Consider the following 15,253-nt stretch of genomic DNA (forward strand, 5'->3'; position numbering starts at 1 on the left):
GATCGCTGCACTATGTCGGACCTACCCGAAAGAGTGTTCGGCCAAACGGATATACGCGTAAGGATCGACTACCGGGGCTGCAAACTAGTCACGATACGTACACCAAAGCGCCTAGCAAACAAAGACTCTCGACCTAATCGCGCAGGCGTGATCGTAACGCAGCCCCGACAACCGATATTGCGTTGTCGCCGACTTGAAGGGTACGCAGTGCGATACCGATCTTGCGGGCCGGCGGATCTTCGAGCTCGAGAACACGAACTTCGCCAGGCAATTCGGGACGGCCCAGACGGGGCACCAGTGCGAGCCCGAGACCCGCGGCTACGAACGGGACATGCAGCGCGAAGTCGGAAATTTCTGCGGTGATTCGTGGCCGATGACCATGCAGGGCGAACATGTGGATGAGCCATGAATGACAAATCGTGCCCGCGCCGGTGGACACCCAACTGTATGTCGCGAGGTCTTCGAGTCCAGGCGACTGGGCAAGTGAATGGTCTCGGTGGCAAATTACGTCGGCAACGTCGTCGACCAGATCGTCGGCAGTATCGTCGGCAGTATCGTCGGCAAGGGGACTCACTGTGATCGCCGGATACACCGGCGCCTGCTGCCCTCGCCAATGATGTGTGACCGCAATGTCTACCATCCCGGCTGACAGGGCGCGATACGCCTCGCCTGGGTCCATCTCGGCGAGTGAACAGGTGAGCTGCGGGTGTTGATCCTGAACTTCGGCTATCGCCGTCAGCGCACCGTGCCGGATGGCGGTCGTAAATGCGGCGACACGCACATGGCCCACAACTTGCGTCTCGCGACCGGACGAAACACCGAGAATGGCCTCTAACCGAGTCACCACCGGGCCCGCCTCGTCGAGGAGCGCATGAGCCTCGGGCGTCAGAGTCACTCTCCGCCCCGTGGGCGTCAACAAGGACCGACCCGTCGCCTTTTCGAGTCGCTTGAGCTGCTGACTGACCGCGGAGGGACTCAGTCGCAAAACTGCGGCTGCAGCTGTGACGGTCCCGTGTTCCTTGACCGACTGGAGCGCGCGAAGCGTGGCTAGTTCATCCATGAAGCAATTCTTCACGAAATAGTTCTCGAATATGCGATGGACGTGGACAGTGCTCACACCGGAAACTAGTCGAAGTCCACAAACGAGTACAGAGGAGAGAACATGCTGCCCATCGCGTCCGTAGTCGGGATCGGGCTCATCGCGCTGGGAATGGTGCTGACCCCCGGCCCGAACATGGTCTACCTCGCATCGCGCTCCATCTCACAAGGCAGGCGCGCGGGATTCGTCTCGCTGGGCGGAGTCGCTCTGGGATTTGTCTTCTACCTGGGTGCATCCGCTGCAGGACTGTCCGCGCTGTTCGCGGCGGTCCCGGCCGCATATACGACCGTCAAACTCGTCGGCGCCGTCTACCTGGCATATCTCGCGTGGAACATGCTGCGACCAGGCGGGCGCTCACCGTTCGAGGCACGAGAACTCGACGCTCACTCCCCTTTCCGGTTGTTCGCCATGGGATTGGTGACAAACATCTTGAATCCCAAGATCGCGCTGATGTATGCGGCACTCGTCCCTCAGTTCGTGCACCCCGAAAACGGACCGGTGCTAGGTCAATTCCTCCAGTTGGGACTAGTTCAAATCACCGTTGCTGTGGCGATCAACGGAGCGATAGTTCTCGCTGCGTCATCGGTCTCCGAGTACCTTCGTCATCATCCTCGGGTCATGGCAGCCCAGCGCCTCGTCGCCGGGGCACTTTTGAGTGCGTTTGCCGTCAAGGTTGCCGCAACGTGAATCTGCGCTGTGGCAACTCACTTGAATTTCCAACAAAATGCCTTGGGGGGTGGCGAGCGGTGGCTTTGAGGGACCATCATCGATAGGTGAGTTTCGTCGGATTTTCCACGCGACGTGCACAGGTGGATCGATGTAGTCCATGACCGATGTCGACCCCTTCGCGACGCAATTCGACGCGACAGGTTCGGTCGCGGCGGAATTGTCTGCGTCCGGGTTCGAGGACGCTACCGAGATCGGCCGTGGAGGTTTTGGCGTCGTCTACCGCTGTCGGCAGCCGTCGCTCGACCGGACCGTGGCAGTAAAGGTTCTCACCACCGACCTCGACGAGGAGAACCGCGCACGGTTCTTTCGAGAGCAGCGCGCAGCAGGCCGACTGACCGGACATCCCAACATCGTGAATGTTTTTCAAACCAGCGTCACCGGTAGCGGACGGCCCTTCATCGTCATGCCGTACTACGCCCAAGATTCCCTCGACACCCTGATCCGACGGCACGGACCGCTCCCACTAGGTGAAGCACTGCGCCTCGGTGTGAGGATTGCCGGCGCCTTGGAGTCCGCGCACCGACTCGGCATCCTGCATCGAGATGTCAAGCCCGGAAACATTCTGCTCACCGATTACGGTGAACCGGCGCTGTCCGACTTCGGCATCGCTCATTTTGCCGGTGGATTCGAAACTGGCACAGGCATTGTCACGGGTTCACCGGCCTTCATTGCGCCCGAAATCGTGACCGGCGGGCCGCCGAGTTCCGCAGCGGATGTCTATGGTCTCGGCTCTACGTTATTCGCCACACTGACCGGACACGCTGCTTTCGAACGTCGCAGTGGTGAACGACTGGTCGCCCAGTTCCTGCGAGTTACGTCGGAGCCTGTTCCGAACCCACGCGAGTTCGGCATCCCGGACGACGTCGGCGCTCTCATCGAAAGAGCCATGTCCGCCAACCCGGGAACCCGCCCGTCGTCACAGGAGCTAGGACAACAACTCCGCGAAGCACAACGCCGCCACGGTCTGCCTGTCGATGAAATGTCCTTGTACTCCGAACCTGCACGCACGCAATCCGTCCCATCGCCCACAGCACAGGGTCATCCGCAAAACGAGTACCCCGAAGAAAGTATTCCTCCGCCAACGGATCGCACCGGAGGACTCCCGCTCGAGCTGACCAGTTTTGTCGACCGCCGTACCGAACTCGCCACGGCCAAGAACCTACTGACGACCGCGCGACTGGTGACATTGACCGGAATCGGTGGTGTGGGAAAGACTCGACTCGCATTTCGGATCGCCGCCAAGACACAACACAGTTTTGCCGACGGCGTCCGGCTGGTGGAGTTGGCGGAGCTGCAGGAGCAATCGCTGCTCCCAGGTGTTGTGGCACGCACCCTGGGGATACAAGACCGGTCTGCGAAGCCCGTCCGGGAGATGGTTGCCGAGTTCCTCGCTCAACGAGAACTTTTGCTGGTACTCGACAATTGCGAACAGGTAGTTACTGCAGCGGCGCAGCTATCCGAATTCCTGCTACGCGCCTGCCCCGACCTGAAGATTCTGGCGACGAGCCGCGAACCACTCGGAGTCGGAGGAGAGTCGATTCTCCTTGTCCCCCCACTACCGGTCCCCGATCCCGACAACCTACCGAAGGGCGCGCCGAGTAACGATGCCGTGCGACTGTTCGTCGATCGCGCCACCGGAGTTGTGCCGGGCTTCGAACTCACGCAGGACAATAAAGTCGCCATCGCGTCGATCTGTAGGCAACTGGACGGGCTCCCGCTACCGATCGAGTTGGCAGCGGCGCGATTGCGGGCGATGTCGCCCACACAAATCCTGCAGCGACTTTCCGAGCGATACGCCTTGTTGACCAGTGGAAGCAGGGACGCACCGTCAAGGCAACAGACATTGCGAATGTGCATCGACTGGAGTTACGACCTGTGCACTCCGATGGAGCAAGCAGTGTGGGCGCAACTGTCGGTGTTCTCCGGTGGATTCGAACTCAAAGCCGCAGAACAGATTTGCGACGGAGAGCTGACACCGACGGACGTGCTCGACGCCGTGACGTTTCTGGTCGACAAGTCGATACTGATCCGTGAAATGTCGGACAACACCGTGCGTTTCCGGATGCTGGAGACAATCCGTGACTACGGGCGACAGAAGGCACAAGAAGCCGGAGAGCATGAGTACACGGAACTTCGTCGCCGACACCGCGATTGGTTCGAAGCTCTGGCGCTCGCAGCAGATACCGACTGGATCAGCCCTCGGCAGATCGAGTTGATCACCACTATCGCTCGGGAAAAGTCCAATCTGCGGGAGGCTTTGGAGTTCTGTGTGTCCGACAGTCCTGAAATCGGCACTCGGATCACAACGGCCCTGTTTTCCTATTGGCTCGCTCGTGGCGCAATCACCGAAGGCCGTCAATGGTTACGGAGATTCAGCGAATATCGAATGGGCCCGCCAACCATCGAGCGCGCCAGGGCAATTCATGCCGGAAGCCTCTTGTCTGGGGTCCAGGGAGATATTCAAACATCAGAAGCACTCGTCAAGGAGGGGCGAGTCCTCGCCGGCCAATCGACCGACCCGCTGATCAACGCCTATCTCCAGCATGCAGAGGGCTATCTTGCGTTGTTCAACGAGGATCTTGCCGAGTCGTGTATCCACCTCGAAAAGGCTGCTCAGTTGTTCACCGAACAGAAGAACCTGCCCTTCCAGGTAACTGCCTTGCTTACCCTCGGCATGACACTCGACCTGATGGATGACGCCGACCGAGCAATCGAATACAACGAACGCGCACTTGCCATTACCGAGGAACACGGCGAAACGGTGTATCGGACGTACGTCCTGTGGACGCTGGCTGTTGCGGCCTGGAAGCACGGCGATGGCGATCGGGCATCTCGACTACTGAAGCAGGCATTGCGATTGGGCCGCAACCTCAATGACCGGTTGAACGCCAGCGTGTGCCTGCAAGCATTGTCGTGGGTCGCGATCGACAGCAAGGATGCCCGACGCGCAGCCATGTTGATGGGCGCCGCTGAGAAAGCGAGCAGGTCCGTCGGAGGTTCGTCTGTTGTCGTGCCGAGCATGGCCGTCTTCCAAGACGATTGTGAACGCAAAGTCAGACTCGCGCTGGGCGAGCGAGCCTTCAACAATGCGCGTAGCAAAGGCGCCGACCTTCGGTTCCGCGACGCTGTCGACTACGCACTGGGCGAGGAACGCACCAGCCCGCGAAGTTCCACTAACGGCCCGTCGAGCAGGCCGACAAAACGCGAACTCGAAGTCGCCGCGCTGGTGGCTGACGGTCTCACCAACAAGGAGATCGCAGCCCGCTTGGTGATCTCGCCGCGCACCGCGCAGGGCCATGTCGAGCATCTACTGGTGAAGCTCGGCTTCACCTCTCGCACACAGGTTGCCGCATGGTTTGCGGAATCGAAAGGCGATCGCACAGAACCGAAGTAGTTGCCTTGCAGTCAAATTCCCTAGGTGGAGAGGACGGCAGCTAGAACCTTCAGCTGTTCGCGGCGGTAGTCCCGCGCCGGGGTCGATCGGGCTTCGATCTGATCGAAGCCGTGGTAGGCACCTGGTACCTCGAACAGTGTGCACGGAACACCGGCGTCGATCAGCCGCTTGGCGTAGCTGACGTCTTCGTCGTAGAACAGGTCGTTTGTTCCGACGCCGATCCACGTCGGCGGGAGTCCCGTGAGATCTTCGTACCGTGCGGGTGCGGCCAACGGCGGCACATCCGTGATCGACGATCCGAGATACGCGCTCCATCCGTAACGGTTACTGCGGGGGCTCCACACCCTGAATCGACTCTCGTCGAGGTCTGTTCGCCTGGTTGTCCGGTCGTCGAGCATCGGATACGACAACAACTGGAATGCGGGCAGCACCTCACCGCGTTCTTTGGCCAGAAGAGTCAGCGCAGCGGCCAAGCCCCCACCGGCGCTCTCCCCCACGACAGCGATTCGGCTCGAGTCGACGTCAGGTTGATCCGCCAACCACCGCAGTGCGCGGTAGCAGTCCTCCAAGGGGGCAGGATATGGATGATGCGGTGCGAGCCGGTACTCCACCGACGCTGCAACAGCACCCAATTGCGCGGCGATGTTCCGGCACATTCCATCCCCCATCGCTGCGCTGCCGATGAGATATCCACCGCCATGGATGAAGAGCACACCTGGCCTGAGGATTTCGGGCGCGGTGGGTCGGAATACCCGGACTGAAACATTCGCGTCGCAGCGGACAACTTCCCCGCCTTTCGGCGGCACCAGGGCTCCTAATCCGGTGAGTCGACGGAGGAGTCCCGCAGTCTGCCGAGTGATCACGGTGCGCGGCAGGAATCGCGCGAGCTTCAATGCGGGGTCGAAATCCGTCGCAACCGGATCTGAAGTCATGGCAAATTCGCTTTCCGTCGACGTGTTCGACGAAACTATCGCGATTGCGACACCCTAGGCGGAAAACAACATGATTCAACAACCTGTGTAGTGGCCCGTCCGGACATCCAGGCAACCTGTTGGGGGTTAACGCCAGTACCTGTCACCTCCGCCAAAACATCCCTACGGTGAAAACATGCCTGAAAATACGATCGCCCTGAACAACGGCGTGGAAATGCCGGCCATCGGGCTGGGCGTTTTCCAAACCCCACCGGATGTCACGGTTTCCGCCGTCGAGTCGGCCCTTCGCACCGGCTACCGGCACATCGATACTGCCGCCGCGTACTTCAACGAACGTGAGGTCGGTGAAGGTATCAAGCGTTCCGATGTCAACTCCGACGAGGTGTTCATCGAAACCAAAGTCTGGATCAGCGACTACGGTTTCGACACCACCCTGCACGCGTTCGACAAGGCGACCGGCAAGCTCGGCGTCGACCAACTTGACCTCCTGATATTGCACCAGCCACTGCCGAGCCGTTTCGACCTCGCGCTCGACGCCTACCGGGCGCTGGAGAAGCTACTCGCCGACGGCAAGGTCCGGGCCATCGGAGTCAGCAATTTCATGCCCGCACACCTCGACCGACTCTTGGCCGAGACAACCGTCGTACCGGCCGTGAATCAGATCGAACTTCACCCGTACTTCCAGCAGAAGGAACTGCAGCGCCTCCACGCCGAGCACGGCATCGTGACGCAGGCCTGGTCGCCGATCGGCGGCATCACCTCCTACGGCGGCGGCGAGAAGAGCACCTTCGACGATCCGACTTTGCTCGATATTGCTGCGCAGCATGGTAAGTCGGCAGCCCAGGTGATGCTGCGGTGGCATCTGCAGCAAGGTCGCTCCGCTATCCCGAAGTCGACAAAGCCAACCCGCATCGCCGAGAACTTCGACGTCTTCGACTTCGACCTCACCAGCGACCAGCTTGCTGCGATCGATGCCCTCGACACCGGCGTACGCGGTGGACCCGATCCCGACAGCATCACACTCGAGAACTACGGCCGGGAGATCCCTGAGGCCTGATCTGGCGCTGGCGTAGTGGTGTGTGCCGATTCAGGCACCGACGCGGTCTGCTGCCTTGTTGTGACCTTCTTGACGAGCACAATGAGCGCAGCAGTACATCGTGTCTTCCGCTTCGATTCCGTGGCCGAGAATTCGACACCCACAGTGCGCGCACTGTGGCGCCATTGCCTGGGCGGCGCATTCGAAGCTGTCGAAGGTGGCAGTGCGTTCGCCACGCGTGACTGTAAACGTCTTGTCGTACTCGTTACCGCACGTTTCGCAGGTAGCCATGAGCGTCTCCCTCGTCAGAAGCCGTCGGTGCTCTCGACGGCATGTCTGATCGTGGTACCCAGACTTGGTCAGACGTATCCTCTATGGAAGCTTCACCCCCAGTAACACTGGGACCAAATCGCTTTCACACCAACGGTCGAGGAACCGAGCGATTTCGACCCACTGTCCGCGCGGTGAGAACTCCGAGAACGCATTCGATCCGGTCGGTCGATTTCGTCGGCGAACTCGAGCCCACACGGTTCGCCGGAAGGAGATCGGGTACCTCCTGAAAATGACGACACGACCACCCCGACATCCACCTCCCCCCGTCTCCACCCACGACAGGTCCAGCATGGACGATCTGTTGCAGACTATGACGCGAGCGGTGAACACACTGGCAAGAGCTGAAATTCGATTTGCTGTTGCGGGCGGTTGTGCCGTGTATGCACGCGGCGGACCACCATCGGGGCACGATGTCGATATCTTCCTGCGCAAGCAGGACGTGACTCCGGCATTGCACGCACTACGCGAGACCGGAATGAAACCGGTTAACCCGCCCGAGGATTGGCTGGCAAAGGTGTACGACAGCGACGTACTCGTCGACCTTATTTTCTCTGCCTCAGGGCGCGACATCACCGACGAGTTCCTGGACCGGGCAACGTCTATGCGGGTCGGTTCCGCTGTCGCACCCGTCGTCGGCGCGACGGACTTGATGATCGACAAACTGAACGTCCTCGATGCTCATCGTTGCGACTTCGTTCCCATGCTCCAGATCGCGCGCGATTTACGAGAGCAAGTCGACTGGCCGGAAGTTGTCGACCAGACACGAGCCTCGCCGTATGCGCGGGCCTTTCTTGGGCTCCTCGACGATCTCGAGATTGCTGCGACAAAATAGGCAAGCGAATGGAGGCAGGGAGGATGAAGGCAGAAGAGCAACTTCCGCAATACCTGGTGGCACACATCAGACGAGCTTTCGCCGAAGATCCACGAACATCGGAACTCGGTGTGCGGGTGACGATTCGAGGATCGAAGATCTACCTCAGCGGTGAAGTGAACAGTCTCGCCCGAAAGCGGGAACTAGAATCGGTAGTCACGGAGTTGGCCCCTGACATTACCGTCTGCAACGACATCCATGTCGTGAGTTCCGCTGAACCACAATCTGATTACGAGGACTTACAGTGATCCGGGTCGCCGCGGTCGGCGATGTGCATCTCGGCGCAGATTCACACGGCGAGTTGCGGCCTGCACTCGACATGGTATCCACCCACGCGGACGTCTTGTTGCTGGCCGGCGATCTCACCCGACATGGAGGCCGGGATGAGGCGAAGGTTGTTGCCGACGAGTTCGCAGACCTGGGAATCCCGGTAATCGCCGTGCTCGGAAATCACGACTACCACAGCAATGCCGTCTCAGACATTACGGATACGCTTACCGCGCAAGGGATTTCTGTTCTGGAAGGCGAATCTGTCACCATCGACATTGCCGGACAAACATTGGGGATTGCAGGCACCAAAGGATTTGGTGGTGGATTCGCCGGTAAATGCGCCAGCGTGTTCGGAGAACCACAAATGAAGGAGTTCGCCGGCCATACCGTTGACGTCGCCGAGCGCTTCCGATCAGCGGTGTCCTCCCTCGAGGCAGACATACGCGTCGCACTACTGCACTACTCGCCGATCAGCGACACTCTGCACGGTGAACCGCCCGAGATCTACCCCTTCCTCGGGTCGTATCTCCTCGGCGAACCTATCGACGAGTTTCAACTCGATCTGGCACTCCACGGGCATGCTCACGCCGGAACCGAGCGTGGCACAACCCCAGGTGGGGTGAGGGTGCGCAATGTTGCACAACCAGTTATCCGAGCAGCCTATGCCGTATACGGTCTCGGGCCGGCGGACTCCTGACCTCGAACCGAGGGGAGTCAGGTCATCCCGGGCAGGCGGGGGTGACCATGTCGTAGATCCGTTTTACTTGATCCTGAGTGGGTTCATTGCCGTTGTGTGCAGCGAGCGTTCGGATTTCATCCGTGACCTGCTGCTCGTCCACTCCGTTCGCAATGTCGTCGCAGGACTGGAGAACGATGAGCTCGATGCTGCTGTCGTCACGATCTTGCGTCAGTTCCGAGTAGCCGGCTCGAAAGGCGAAAACAAACGACGCAAGTTTTGCTTGATCGATCATTCCCAGATCAGTCGGTGACGCCGTCGGCTCACTCTCATCTGTTCTCTGCGCCGGCGATCTGGTGGTTTGCTGCGTAGCGTAATCATTACCGTCACTGGTGGATTGGTCGGTATCGTCACTACCGCACGCGACGGCAGAGACAACAGCGCCGACGATCGCGACGGATGCAATGGTCTTGTTCATGTCTTCTTCTCCTCGATTCGCGATTCGTGATCGCCTGGTCAACGAGTGCGGTCGTGTGACGATTCGGTGATCGGCAATGACGTGACTACCGCCTTGTCCACGTGCACCTTCGGAGACAACACTTGGAGCGGAAGATCGTTCTGTGGATCGGGGACGGCGGAGAGATGCTGAAGGATGACGCCTTCGCGTAGGGCCCACGGACTCACATCGATCGAATCGACGTCTAGGGCGTACAACGTTTCGTCAGCCACGATGGCGCCTGCAAGAATCTGGTGAGCGCGCGATCGCGCCACACCCTGCAGTTTGGCGCGACGATCGGTCGTCATTGTCGCCATCCGTGCGACCAAACCGTGAAGATCCTTGCGCGACAATGTTCGTCGCACAAACGGTCCTTTTCGCTGCGGCGGCGCTCCGGCCAGTCGCGCCAATTGCTTGAAGGTCTTCGACGTACCGACAACCCGCTGCGGTTTCCCTTCCCACAGAAGACGATCCGCTGTCTCACGCAGAGAGGAACGCACGTACCGACGCAGTTCTTTGACTTGCTTACTCGGCGGCGGATCCGTGTCGAAGAAGGTGCGAGTCAATCGCCCAGCGCCGAGTGGAAGTGAGACCGTCAACTCCGGAGCGGCATCGCGCCCCAGCGTGATTTCCATTGTCGTGCCGCCGATATCGATATCGAGCAATCTGCCGGCGCACCAGCCATACCAGCGGTGCACGGCAAAATACGTCAAACGTGCTTCCTGCAGGCCGGTAAGAAATTGTGGACGTAATCCACACTCCGCGGCCACACGATCCAGAACTTCCTCCCGGTTCGCCGCATCGCGGATCGCAGCGGTGACAAAGAGATAGATCTGATCAACCTCGTAATGCCGCGCAGCCTCTAGTGACTGCGTCACCGCGTCGCACACCCGCTCTATTCCGTTGCCGTCCAGACACTGGCTGGCATCGATCGACTCAGCCAAACCTGTTGCGGCTTTCAGTGCGTGCAGCGGTAGTGGCGGCGCCCCTGCAGTAGCTTCCACGATCTGAAGCTGCGCCGAATTCGAACCGACATCGAGAACACCGAGCCGCATGCGTTAGCGAGTACCCCGAACACGAGAGCCAAACATCCGAGCCCGTTTCGCGTCAGCAATCCAGGCGGTGGCGCCTGGTCCACTCCACGATGGCGGAGGCAATCGCGTCGGGCCGATCCTCGGGTGCGAGGTGGCCGGCGGGTCCACATTCCACGACGTCGAGGTGGGCAATATTCGATCTGCTCCACTCGATCTCGTCGCGGCCGACCATGAGTAGTTCGGACGGGCCGTTGAACGTCATCAGGAGTTTCGGTACATCGCTACTTCCCGCGAGCCACTTTCCGTACGACGCCACCCGCGTGTGTACGTCCGCCGGGGTGCCTTCGATGGGGAATGCCCGCGGCCAGGCAAGCAATGGCCGGCGACTCTCGGATGTGGGGTACGGAGCACGATACGAGGCCGCATCGCCGTCCGAGAGTCCGCTGAGCACGGTCTTGTCGAGAGCAACCTCGAGGAAGAAGTTCTGTTCGAGCACCTTCGCCTCACCTGTTCCGGGAGTGCGCAATGCCTCGACTCGCGCCCTGGCGTCACCCGGAAAATGTTCGGCCCACGTCATCGGACGGAGGATCGTCTCGAGGAAGGCGACCCCGCGGACGCGATCGGGATGCCGCGCAGCCCAGTCGAATGCCAGTGCCCCGCCCCAGTCGTGTCCGACGAGCACAACATCGTCGAGTTCCAAGGCGTCGAACCAGGCGTCGAGGTAGCGGGCGGTGTCTACGAAGCCATAGTCGATCGCGGGTTTACCGGACTCTCCCATCCCGATGAGGTCGGGGGCGAGAGCGCGGCCGTGGGCACTAACCGACGGCAGAATATTCCGCCACAGGTACGACGACGTGGGATTACCGTGCAGCAGCACGAACGGCGGACCGTCACCCGATTCCCGATGAGCCATTTTCGAGTCGAGCACAGGCGTGATGGGCATGACGTCTCCTCAAAATAGTTTCCATGTACTCTATTTTCAAATAGTAGCCATGTACTCTATTTTCATGCAAGACCGCGAATCATGGACAACCGGAGCACTCGTCTGGCACCTGAGTCTGCGCTGGCGCGCGGGAGTCGACCGTGCGCTCGCCCATCTCGGCCTCACGCACGCTCAATACTCGGTGCTCGCGCCCCTTCACAGCCTTGTCCGTGCGGGCGAAAGACCGAGCCAACGCGAACTCGCCGAACAGACTGGACTGCAACCGATTTACATCTCCAAACTGGTACGCGCGCTGGAGCGCAGCGGCTTCGTCTCGAGCGAACGCGATACCCGCGATGCGCGCGCTGTTCGTCTCGATCTCACCAAAGAGGGTCACCGAACTGCCTTGCAAGCCAAAGAGATCGTTCGCCAGCTGGACCACGAGAACACACATGCTCTCGGAGGTGAGGGCGGCCGCGAAATCGCAGAACTCCATCGAGCCCTCGTCGCACTACTCGACGCGACCGATGCAGCTGATGAATAGGCCGTTCATCGATCATCGTGCGAAGTTCGAAGTTGGCTCCACCGAAGAGCAAAAACGGACATACTAAACTTCATGAACATTCGATCTGCAGTTCTCTACGCCGCAATCGGCAAGGCCAGCGGGTTTCGCAGCGCAGTCGGGATCACCACGTTCCTGGTGCTCAGATTCCGGGGCACACGCTACGAACGACTCTCGATCGGTGGATCCGTCGTTGCAATCGGTGGCGAGTTCGTCATGGACAAACTCCCGACGACACCATCTCGGCTCGCGCCTCCGTCCTTGACCGCACGAGCTGCAGCCGGGGGCGCCGCCGCCTACGCGATTGCTCGGGCCCAGAGTGAACCCGTCGCCCCTGCCATCGCAATCGGCGCCGCCTCGGCGGTGGCAGGCTCGTATGCAGGCCACGCGTACCGGGGGTGGGCATCGAAGCGAGTTCCGGCACTGGGAGCAGCCCTCGTCGAGGATGCAGTCGCCCTCGGAATGGGAGCGGCCGTGCTGGGCCAAGTAGCCGAGTAGCGCTCCCCGTTTTGCCAGACATTGAACGAGGAGACTGCTTCGATGTCTCGAGCGTGGGTCACCACTTCACGCCCAACGGACAGCGGCAGCATCAGTTCTTCGGAGACCCCGCCGACGACACGGGCGCAATCACCCATTCAAAATCGTTGTAGGTCTTCATCTTCGACATCTAACCCCCTTCCTGGGATTGGGGTGGACATGATTGTTCAGTCGAATCCACTGTCTCTGTCTACGACAAACACTTTCCTAAGCGGCAGCCTGCTGCGCCAGTGGGCGGGCAGGAGATCGTAGTGATCGAGAATCCATTCCACGATCTCGCTGCGGCCGATCAACCGCAGGTCGCCACGAGTCCGATCCAGTGCCTGCGCGTCGGCGCTGTACGAACCCAGAGACACGAACAAACCCACCTCCCCTGCGGACAAGGTGCCGATGAGTTGCTGCACTTCGGGACGACCCATGGTTCTATCGGTGTGCTTGCACTGCACCTTGATCAGAGGTGGCTCCAGCCCCAAGGGGTCACGGTGCGCGACAATATCGATTCCCCCGTCTCGTGAATACGGGAGAACACGAGTGCGGTAACCCATCGCCGTCAGCAGATCAGCGACAAAATGCTCGAAACCGCGGTGGCTGACGTCGATTTTCAATATGTTGATGATGAAGTCAGCAGTCGACTCCATAAGCCTTGATGGATTCGGTTCTTCGGTTGCGCTGTCGACGGCAACATCCATATCGTCAGCATTCGCCTCTGCTTCGGCGACCGCAGTAACTGCCTCCGCGCTGCCGGTCTCGAGATATGTCCGAAATTCTGCATCGTGTCGCCTAACCCGAAATAGCGTTACTGCCGAGCCGATCTCGTACAGCGCCGACGTAGTGAACTCCGACCGTGGAATCCCGATACGCTGCCATCGCACAGGCCGACGGTGGCGGTGCGTCGGCGCATCGACAGCAAAATAGTAGTCACCATCAATGACGCCGATATTGATCGTCGAATCGTCCTTGTGGGGCGCTATGACGATGTCGCCGACTTCCATGTCGAAAGCGAATCGCACCAGTACCCCGGCCTGCACTGGATACGACCCAGCTTTCCCTGCTGGGTATTGCTCCGAAAGCAGAGTCTTGATGGTGCCACGATCGTCGCCGATCTGCCTCAGATTCCCGACCCTGTCCCAACCGATACTGATAAATTCCCCGGCAATCAGATCAACGCTGGGCTCGTCGTTGTGGATCCCCCACATTGCACTCATGACGGACACGGTATCGGTTGCAAACTGACAGGAATAGGCTGGCTATGACTACACACGCATCAATGTTTCTTCAACGTCTCCTTCGTTCCGAGGTTAATGTCGGTGCATTCATCGGATACTTGGTGGAGCGCGACGCGACACCATTACAGAATGCGCTCGGACTCGATGAAAACGTCGTCAGTGCCCGAGTAGAAGTTCCTCACGGGAAAGGCCGCATGGATGTAGTGCTGTACGGCGCCGCAAGTCCTATCGCGATTCTCGAATTGAAGGTTTCGGCAACCGAGCACGGCGATCAGCTCGACAGATACGCGGAATTCGCACAGACACACAATGCCCGTAAGTTTCTGGTGGACTTGGAGACCGACGGTTCAACAGTGCCGCAAGGGTGGACCCGCATCGGACTCGCCGACCTGTTCGGTTACTGGTCTTCGTCTACGAACTCAACAGTTCGCGGCCTCGCCGCCGAGGCATCAACTGTCTTCGCGACATGGAAGTCGCAACTGAACGGCCGTTTCGGCCAAATGGATTCAGCGATCGTAACCGTCGCGCTGCGAGCAGCTTCCGAGGAGTTGGCTGCGCGCACCCCGTACGACATGTACACACGTGCAACCTCTGGCGGGCAGCCATCCATCACTGCGTATCTACCGCACCCCTCGGGGGCCGACGACGCATACTTCTGCATCGACATCCGTTGCAAGGACAAGAACAATCCTCACCTCCCGTGGATCGCCCGTCTCGGTGTGTACGTCGACCGTGGCGAAGACCTAGCCGCTGCCAGACGAACCGCTCATCGTCTAGCTATGCCACTGGTGCCAGCCCTGTCCGTCGCGGAAGTCCAGTCGGCATGCGCAAACTCTGGAATAGGCACGTTGGCAACAGTATTGACTTCCGAGAGACCACTGAGGGAGTCCAGATCGCAAAGCGCCAGTATCGAAGAATGGTTGGCAGCCGTCGACAGCGCAGGAGACGGCAAAATCTCGGCCCACCCAGTCTTCTTCCACGACTGGGGTCGCCGCCTCGCGGCCCAATACTCACTCGACCTCACTGATGTGACGCGCAACGATCTTGGACAGCTGATCGTGATTTTCATGGATCACCTCACCGAATCCGCATTCAGCGCAACGCCTCTAACTGCGCCGTAGAGCGGGGCATCGCGG

General features: G+C 59.9%; 16 protein-coding genes and 1 pseudogene. 9 read left to right on the forward strand and 8 right to left on the reverse strand.

Annotation, left to right across the window (positions count from 1 at the left end):
* Positions 1 to 133 precede the first annotated feature (133 nt).
* Positions 134 to 1,060, reverse strand: a complete 927-nt coding sequence (locus R4P64_RS02315) for a LysR family transcriptional regulator (protein ID WP_317819090.1) — start codon at positions 1,058 to 1,060, stop codon at positions 134 to 136.
* 102 nt (positions 1,061 to 1,162) lie between these two features.
* Between R4P64_RS02315 and R4P64_RS02320 the strand changes: the two genes are divergently transcribed.
* Both R4P64_RS02320 and R4P64_RS02325 read left to right on the forward strand, forming a co-directional pair.
* Positions 1,163 to 1,786: a LysE family translocator gene (locus R4P64_RS02320; protein ID WP_233365559.1), complete on the forward strand. Its 624-nt coding sequence runs from the start codon at positions 1,163 to 1,165 to the stop codon at positions 1,784 to 1,786.
* A 139-nt stretch (positions 1,787 to 1,925) separates the two neighbouring features.
* The gene (locus R4P64_RS02325) at positions 1,926 to 5,222 is read left to right on the forward strand and encodes a protein kinase domain-containing protein (RefSeq protein ID WP_317819091.1); all 3,297 of its coding nucleotides are present in this window, start codon (positions 1,926 to 1,928) and stop codon (positions 5,220 to 5,222) included.
* Positions 5,223 to 5,242: 20 nt separating this feature from the next.
* Here R4P64_RS02325 and R4P64_RS02330 read toward each other — a convergent pair whose 3' ends face one another.
* Entirely contained in the window at positions 5,243 to 6,154 is a 912-nt protein-coding gene (locus R4P64_RS02330; RefSeq protein ID WP_317819093.1) for an alpha/beta hydrolase, read from the reverse strand.
* 175 nt (positions 6,155 to 6,329) lie between these two features.
* Here R4P64_RS02330 and R4P64_RS02335 point away from each other — a divergent pair, with 175 nt between their 5' ends.
* Positions 6,330 to 7,211 carry an aldo/keto reductase gene (locus tag R4P64_RS02335; RefSeq protein WP_033233759.1) on the forward strand — a complete coding sequence of 294 codons (882 nt, stop codon included), beginning with the start codon at positions 6,330 to 6,332 and terminating at the stop codon, positions 7,209 to 7,211.
* A 30-nt stretch (positions 7,212 to 7,241) separates the two neighbouring features.
* Here R4P64_RS02335 and R4P64_RS02340 read toward each other — a convergent pair whose 3' ends face one another.
* Positions 7,242 to 7,481, reverse strand: coding sequence for a hypothetical protein (locus R4P64_RS02340; protein WP_084702548.1), 240 nt, complete (start codon positions 7,479 to 7,481; stop codon positions 7,242 to 7,244).
* A 331-nt stretch (positions 7,482 to 7,812) separates the two neighbouring features.
* Between R4P64_RS02340 and R4P64_RS02345 the strand changes: the two genes are divergently transcribed.
* The 3 genes from R4P64_RS02345 to R4P64_RS02355 are packed head-to-tail and all read left to right on the forward strand — an operon-like array spanning position 7,813 to position 9,361.
* A complete protein-coding gene (locus R4P64_RS02345) occupies positions 7,813 to 8,355 on the forward strand; it encodes a nucleotidyltransferase (RefSeq protein WP_033233761.1) in 543 nt (180 codons plus the stop codon).
* Between the two features lie 23 nt (positions 8,356 to 8,378).
* The gene (locus R4P64_RS02350) at positions 8,379 to 8,642 is read left to right on the forward strand and encodes a BON domain-containing protein (RefSeq protein WP_033233762.1); all 264 of its coding nucleotides are present in this window, start codon (positions 8,379 to 8,381) and stop codon (positions 8,640 to 8,642) included.
* A complete protein-coding gene (locus R4P64_RS02355; RefSeq protein ID WP_317819099.1) occupies positions 8,639 to 9,361 on the forward strand; it encodes a metallophosphoesterase in 723 nt (240 codons plus the stop codon). Before R4P64_RS02350 ends, R4P64_RS02355 begins: the two co-directional genes overlap by 4 nt.
* Before the next feature lie 22 nt (positions 9,362 to 9,383).
* Here the strand turns inward: R4P64_RS02355 and R4P64_RS02360 are convergent, their stop codons facing one another.
* From R4P64_RS02360 to R4P64_RS02370, 3 genes are read right to left on the reverse strand one after another with little or no spacing between them, the layout of a single operon-like run.
* Positions 9,384 to 9,818, reverse strand: coding sequence for a hypothetical protein (locus tag R4P64_RS02360; protein WP_317819100.1), 435 nt, complete (start codon positions 9,816 to 9,818; stop codon positions 9,384 to 9,386).
* 38 nt (positions 9,819 to 9,856) lie between these two features.
* Positions 9,857 to 10,891 (reverse strand): hypothetical protein, encoded by a 1,035-nt coding sequence (locus R4P64_RS02365; RefSeq protein ID WP_317819102.1) that lies wholly within the window; start codon positions 10,889 to 10,891, stop codon positions 9,857 to 9,859.
* 52 nt (positions 10,892 to 10,943) lie between these two features.
* Positions 10,944 to 11,813, reverse strand: coding sequence for a haloalkane dehalogenase (locus R4P64_RS02370; protein WP_317819104.1), 870 nt, complete (start codon positions 11,811 to 11,813; stop codon positions 10,944 to 10,946).
* A gap of 64 nt (positions 11,814 to 11,877) precedes the next feature.
* On the opposite strand from R4P64_RS02370, the gene R4P64_RS02375 reads away from it, so the two are divergent.
* Entirely contained in the window at positions 11,878 to 12,336 is a 459-nt protein-coding gene (locus R4P64_RS02375) for a MarR family winged helix-turn-helix transcriptional regulator (protein WP_051730433.1), read from the forward strand.
* 72 nt (positions 12,337 to 12,408) lie between these two features.
* On the forward strand, positions 12,409 to 12,852 hold the full coding sequence (locus R4P64_RS02380) for a hypothetical protein (RefSeq protein ID WP_045065765.1): 444 nt from the start codon (positions 12,409 to 12,411) through the stop codon (positions 12,850 to 12,852).
* Positions 12,853 to 12,899: 47 nt separating this feature from the next.
* On the opposite strand, the pseudogene R4P64_RS33970 reads toward R4P64_RS02380, so the two are convergent.
* Positions 12,900 to 12,989, reverse strand: a pseudogene (locus tag R4P64_RS33970) (hypothetical protein); the annotation flags it as partial.
* 69 nt (positions 12,990 to 13,058) lie between these two features.
* Entirely contained in the window at positions 13,059 to 14,096 is a 1,038-nt protein-coding gene (locus R4P64_RS02385) for a restriction endonuclease (RefSeq protein WP_317819108.1), read from the reverse strand.
* A 62-nt stretch (positions 14,097 to 14,158) separates the two neighbouring features.
* On the opposite strand from R4P64_RS02385, the gene R4P64_RS02390 reads away from it, so the two are divergent.
* On the forward strand, positions 14,159 to 15,238 hold the full coding sequence (locus tag R4P64_RS02390) for a PD-(D/E)XK nuclease family protein (RefSeq protein ID WP_317819110.1): 1,080 nt from the start codon (positions 14,159 to 14,161) through the stop codon (positions 15,236 to 15,238).
* Positions 15,239 to 15,253: the final 15 nt, after the last annotated feature.

It is taken from the genome of Rhodococcus sp. IEGM 1366, from assembly GCF_033142425.1.
GTDB lineage: Bacteria > Actinomycetota > Actinomycetes > Mycobacteriales > Mycobacteriaceae > Rhodococcus_F > Rhodococcus_F globerula.

Coding starts and splice junctions, on each gene's coding strand:
- R4P64_RS02315 (WP_317819090.1), bottom strand. CDS start 1,060: ATGGATGAACTAGCCACGCTTCGCGCGCTCCAGTCGGTCAAGGAACAC.
- R4P64_RS02320 (WP_233365559.1), top strand. CDS start 1,163: ATGCTGCCCATCGCGTCCGTAGTCGGGATCGGGCTCATCGCGCTGGGA.
- R4P64_RS02325 (WP_317819091.1), top strand. CDS start 1,926: ATGACCGATGTCGACCCCTTCGCGACGCAATTCGACGCGACAGGTTCG.
- R4P64_RS02330 (WP_317819093.1), bottom strand. CDS start 6,154: ATGACTTCAGATCCGGTTGCGACGGATTTCGACCCCGCATTGAAGCTC.
- R4P64_RS02335 (WP_033233759.1), top strand. CDS start 6,330: ATGCCTGAAAATACGATCGCCCTGAACAACGGCGTGGAAATGCCGGCC.
- R4P64_RS02340 (WP_084702548.1), bottom strand. CDS start 7,481: ATGGCTACCTGCGAAACGTGCGGTAACGAGTACGACAAGACGTTTACA.
- R4P64_RS02345 (WP_033233761.1), top strand. CDS start 7,813: ATGGACGATCTGTTGCAGACTATGACGCGAGCGGTGAACACACTGGCA.
- R4P64_RS02350 (WP_033233762.1), top strand. CDS start 8,379: ATGAAGGCAGAAGAGCAACTTCCGCAATACCTGGTGGCACACATCAGA.
- R4P64_RS02360 (WP_317819100.1), bottom strand. CDS start 9,818: ATGAACAAGACCATTGCATCCGTCGCGATCGTCGGCGCTGTTGTCTCT.
- R4P64_RS02365 (WP_317819102.1), bottom strand. CDS start 10,891: ATGCGGCTCGGTGTTCTCGATGTCGGTTCGAATTCGGCGCAGCTTCAG.
- R4P64_RS02370 (WP_317819104.1), bottom strand. CDS start 11,813: ATGCCCATCACGCCTGTGCTCGACTCGAAAATGGCTCATCGGGAATCG.
- R4P64_RS02375 (WP_051730433.1), top strand. CDS start 11,878: ATGCAAGACCGCGAATCATGGACAACCGGAGCACTCGTCTGGCACCTG.
- R4P64_RS02380 (WP_045065765.1), top strand. CDS start 12,409: ATGAACATTCGATCTGCAGTTCTCTACGCCGCAATCGGCAAGGCCAGC.
- R4P64_RS02385 (WP_317819108.1), bottom strand. CDS start 14,096: ATGAGTGCAATGTGGGGGATCCACAACGACGAGCCCAGCGTTGATCTG.
- R4P64_RS02390 (WP_317819110.1), top strand. CDS start 14,159: ATGTTTCTTCAACGTCTCCTTCGTTCCGAGGTTAATGTCGGTGCATTC.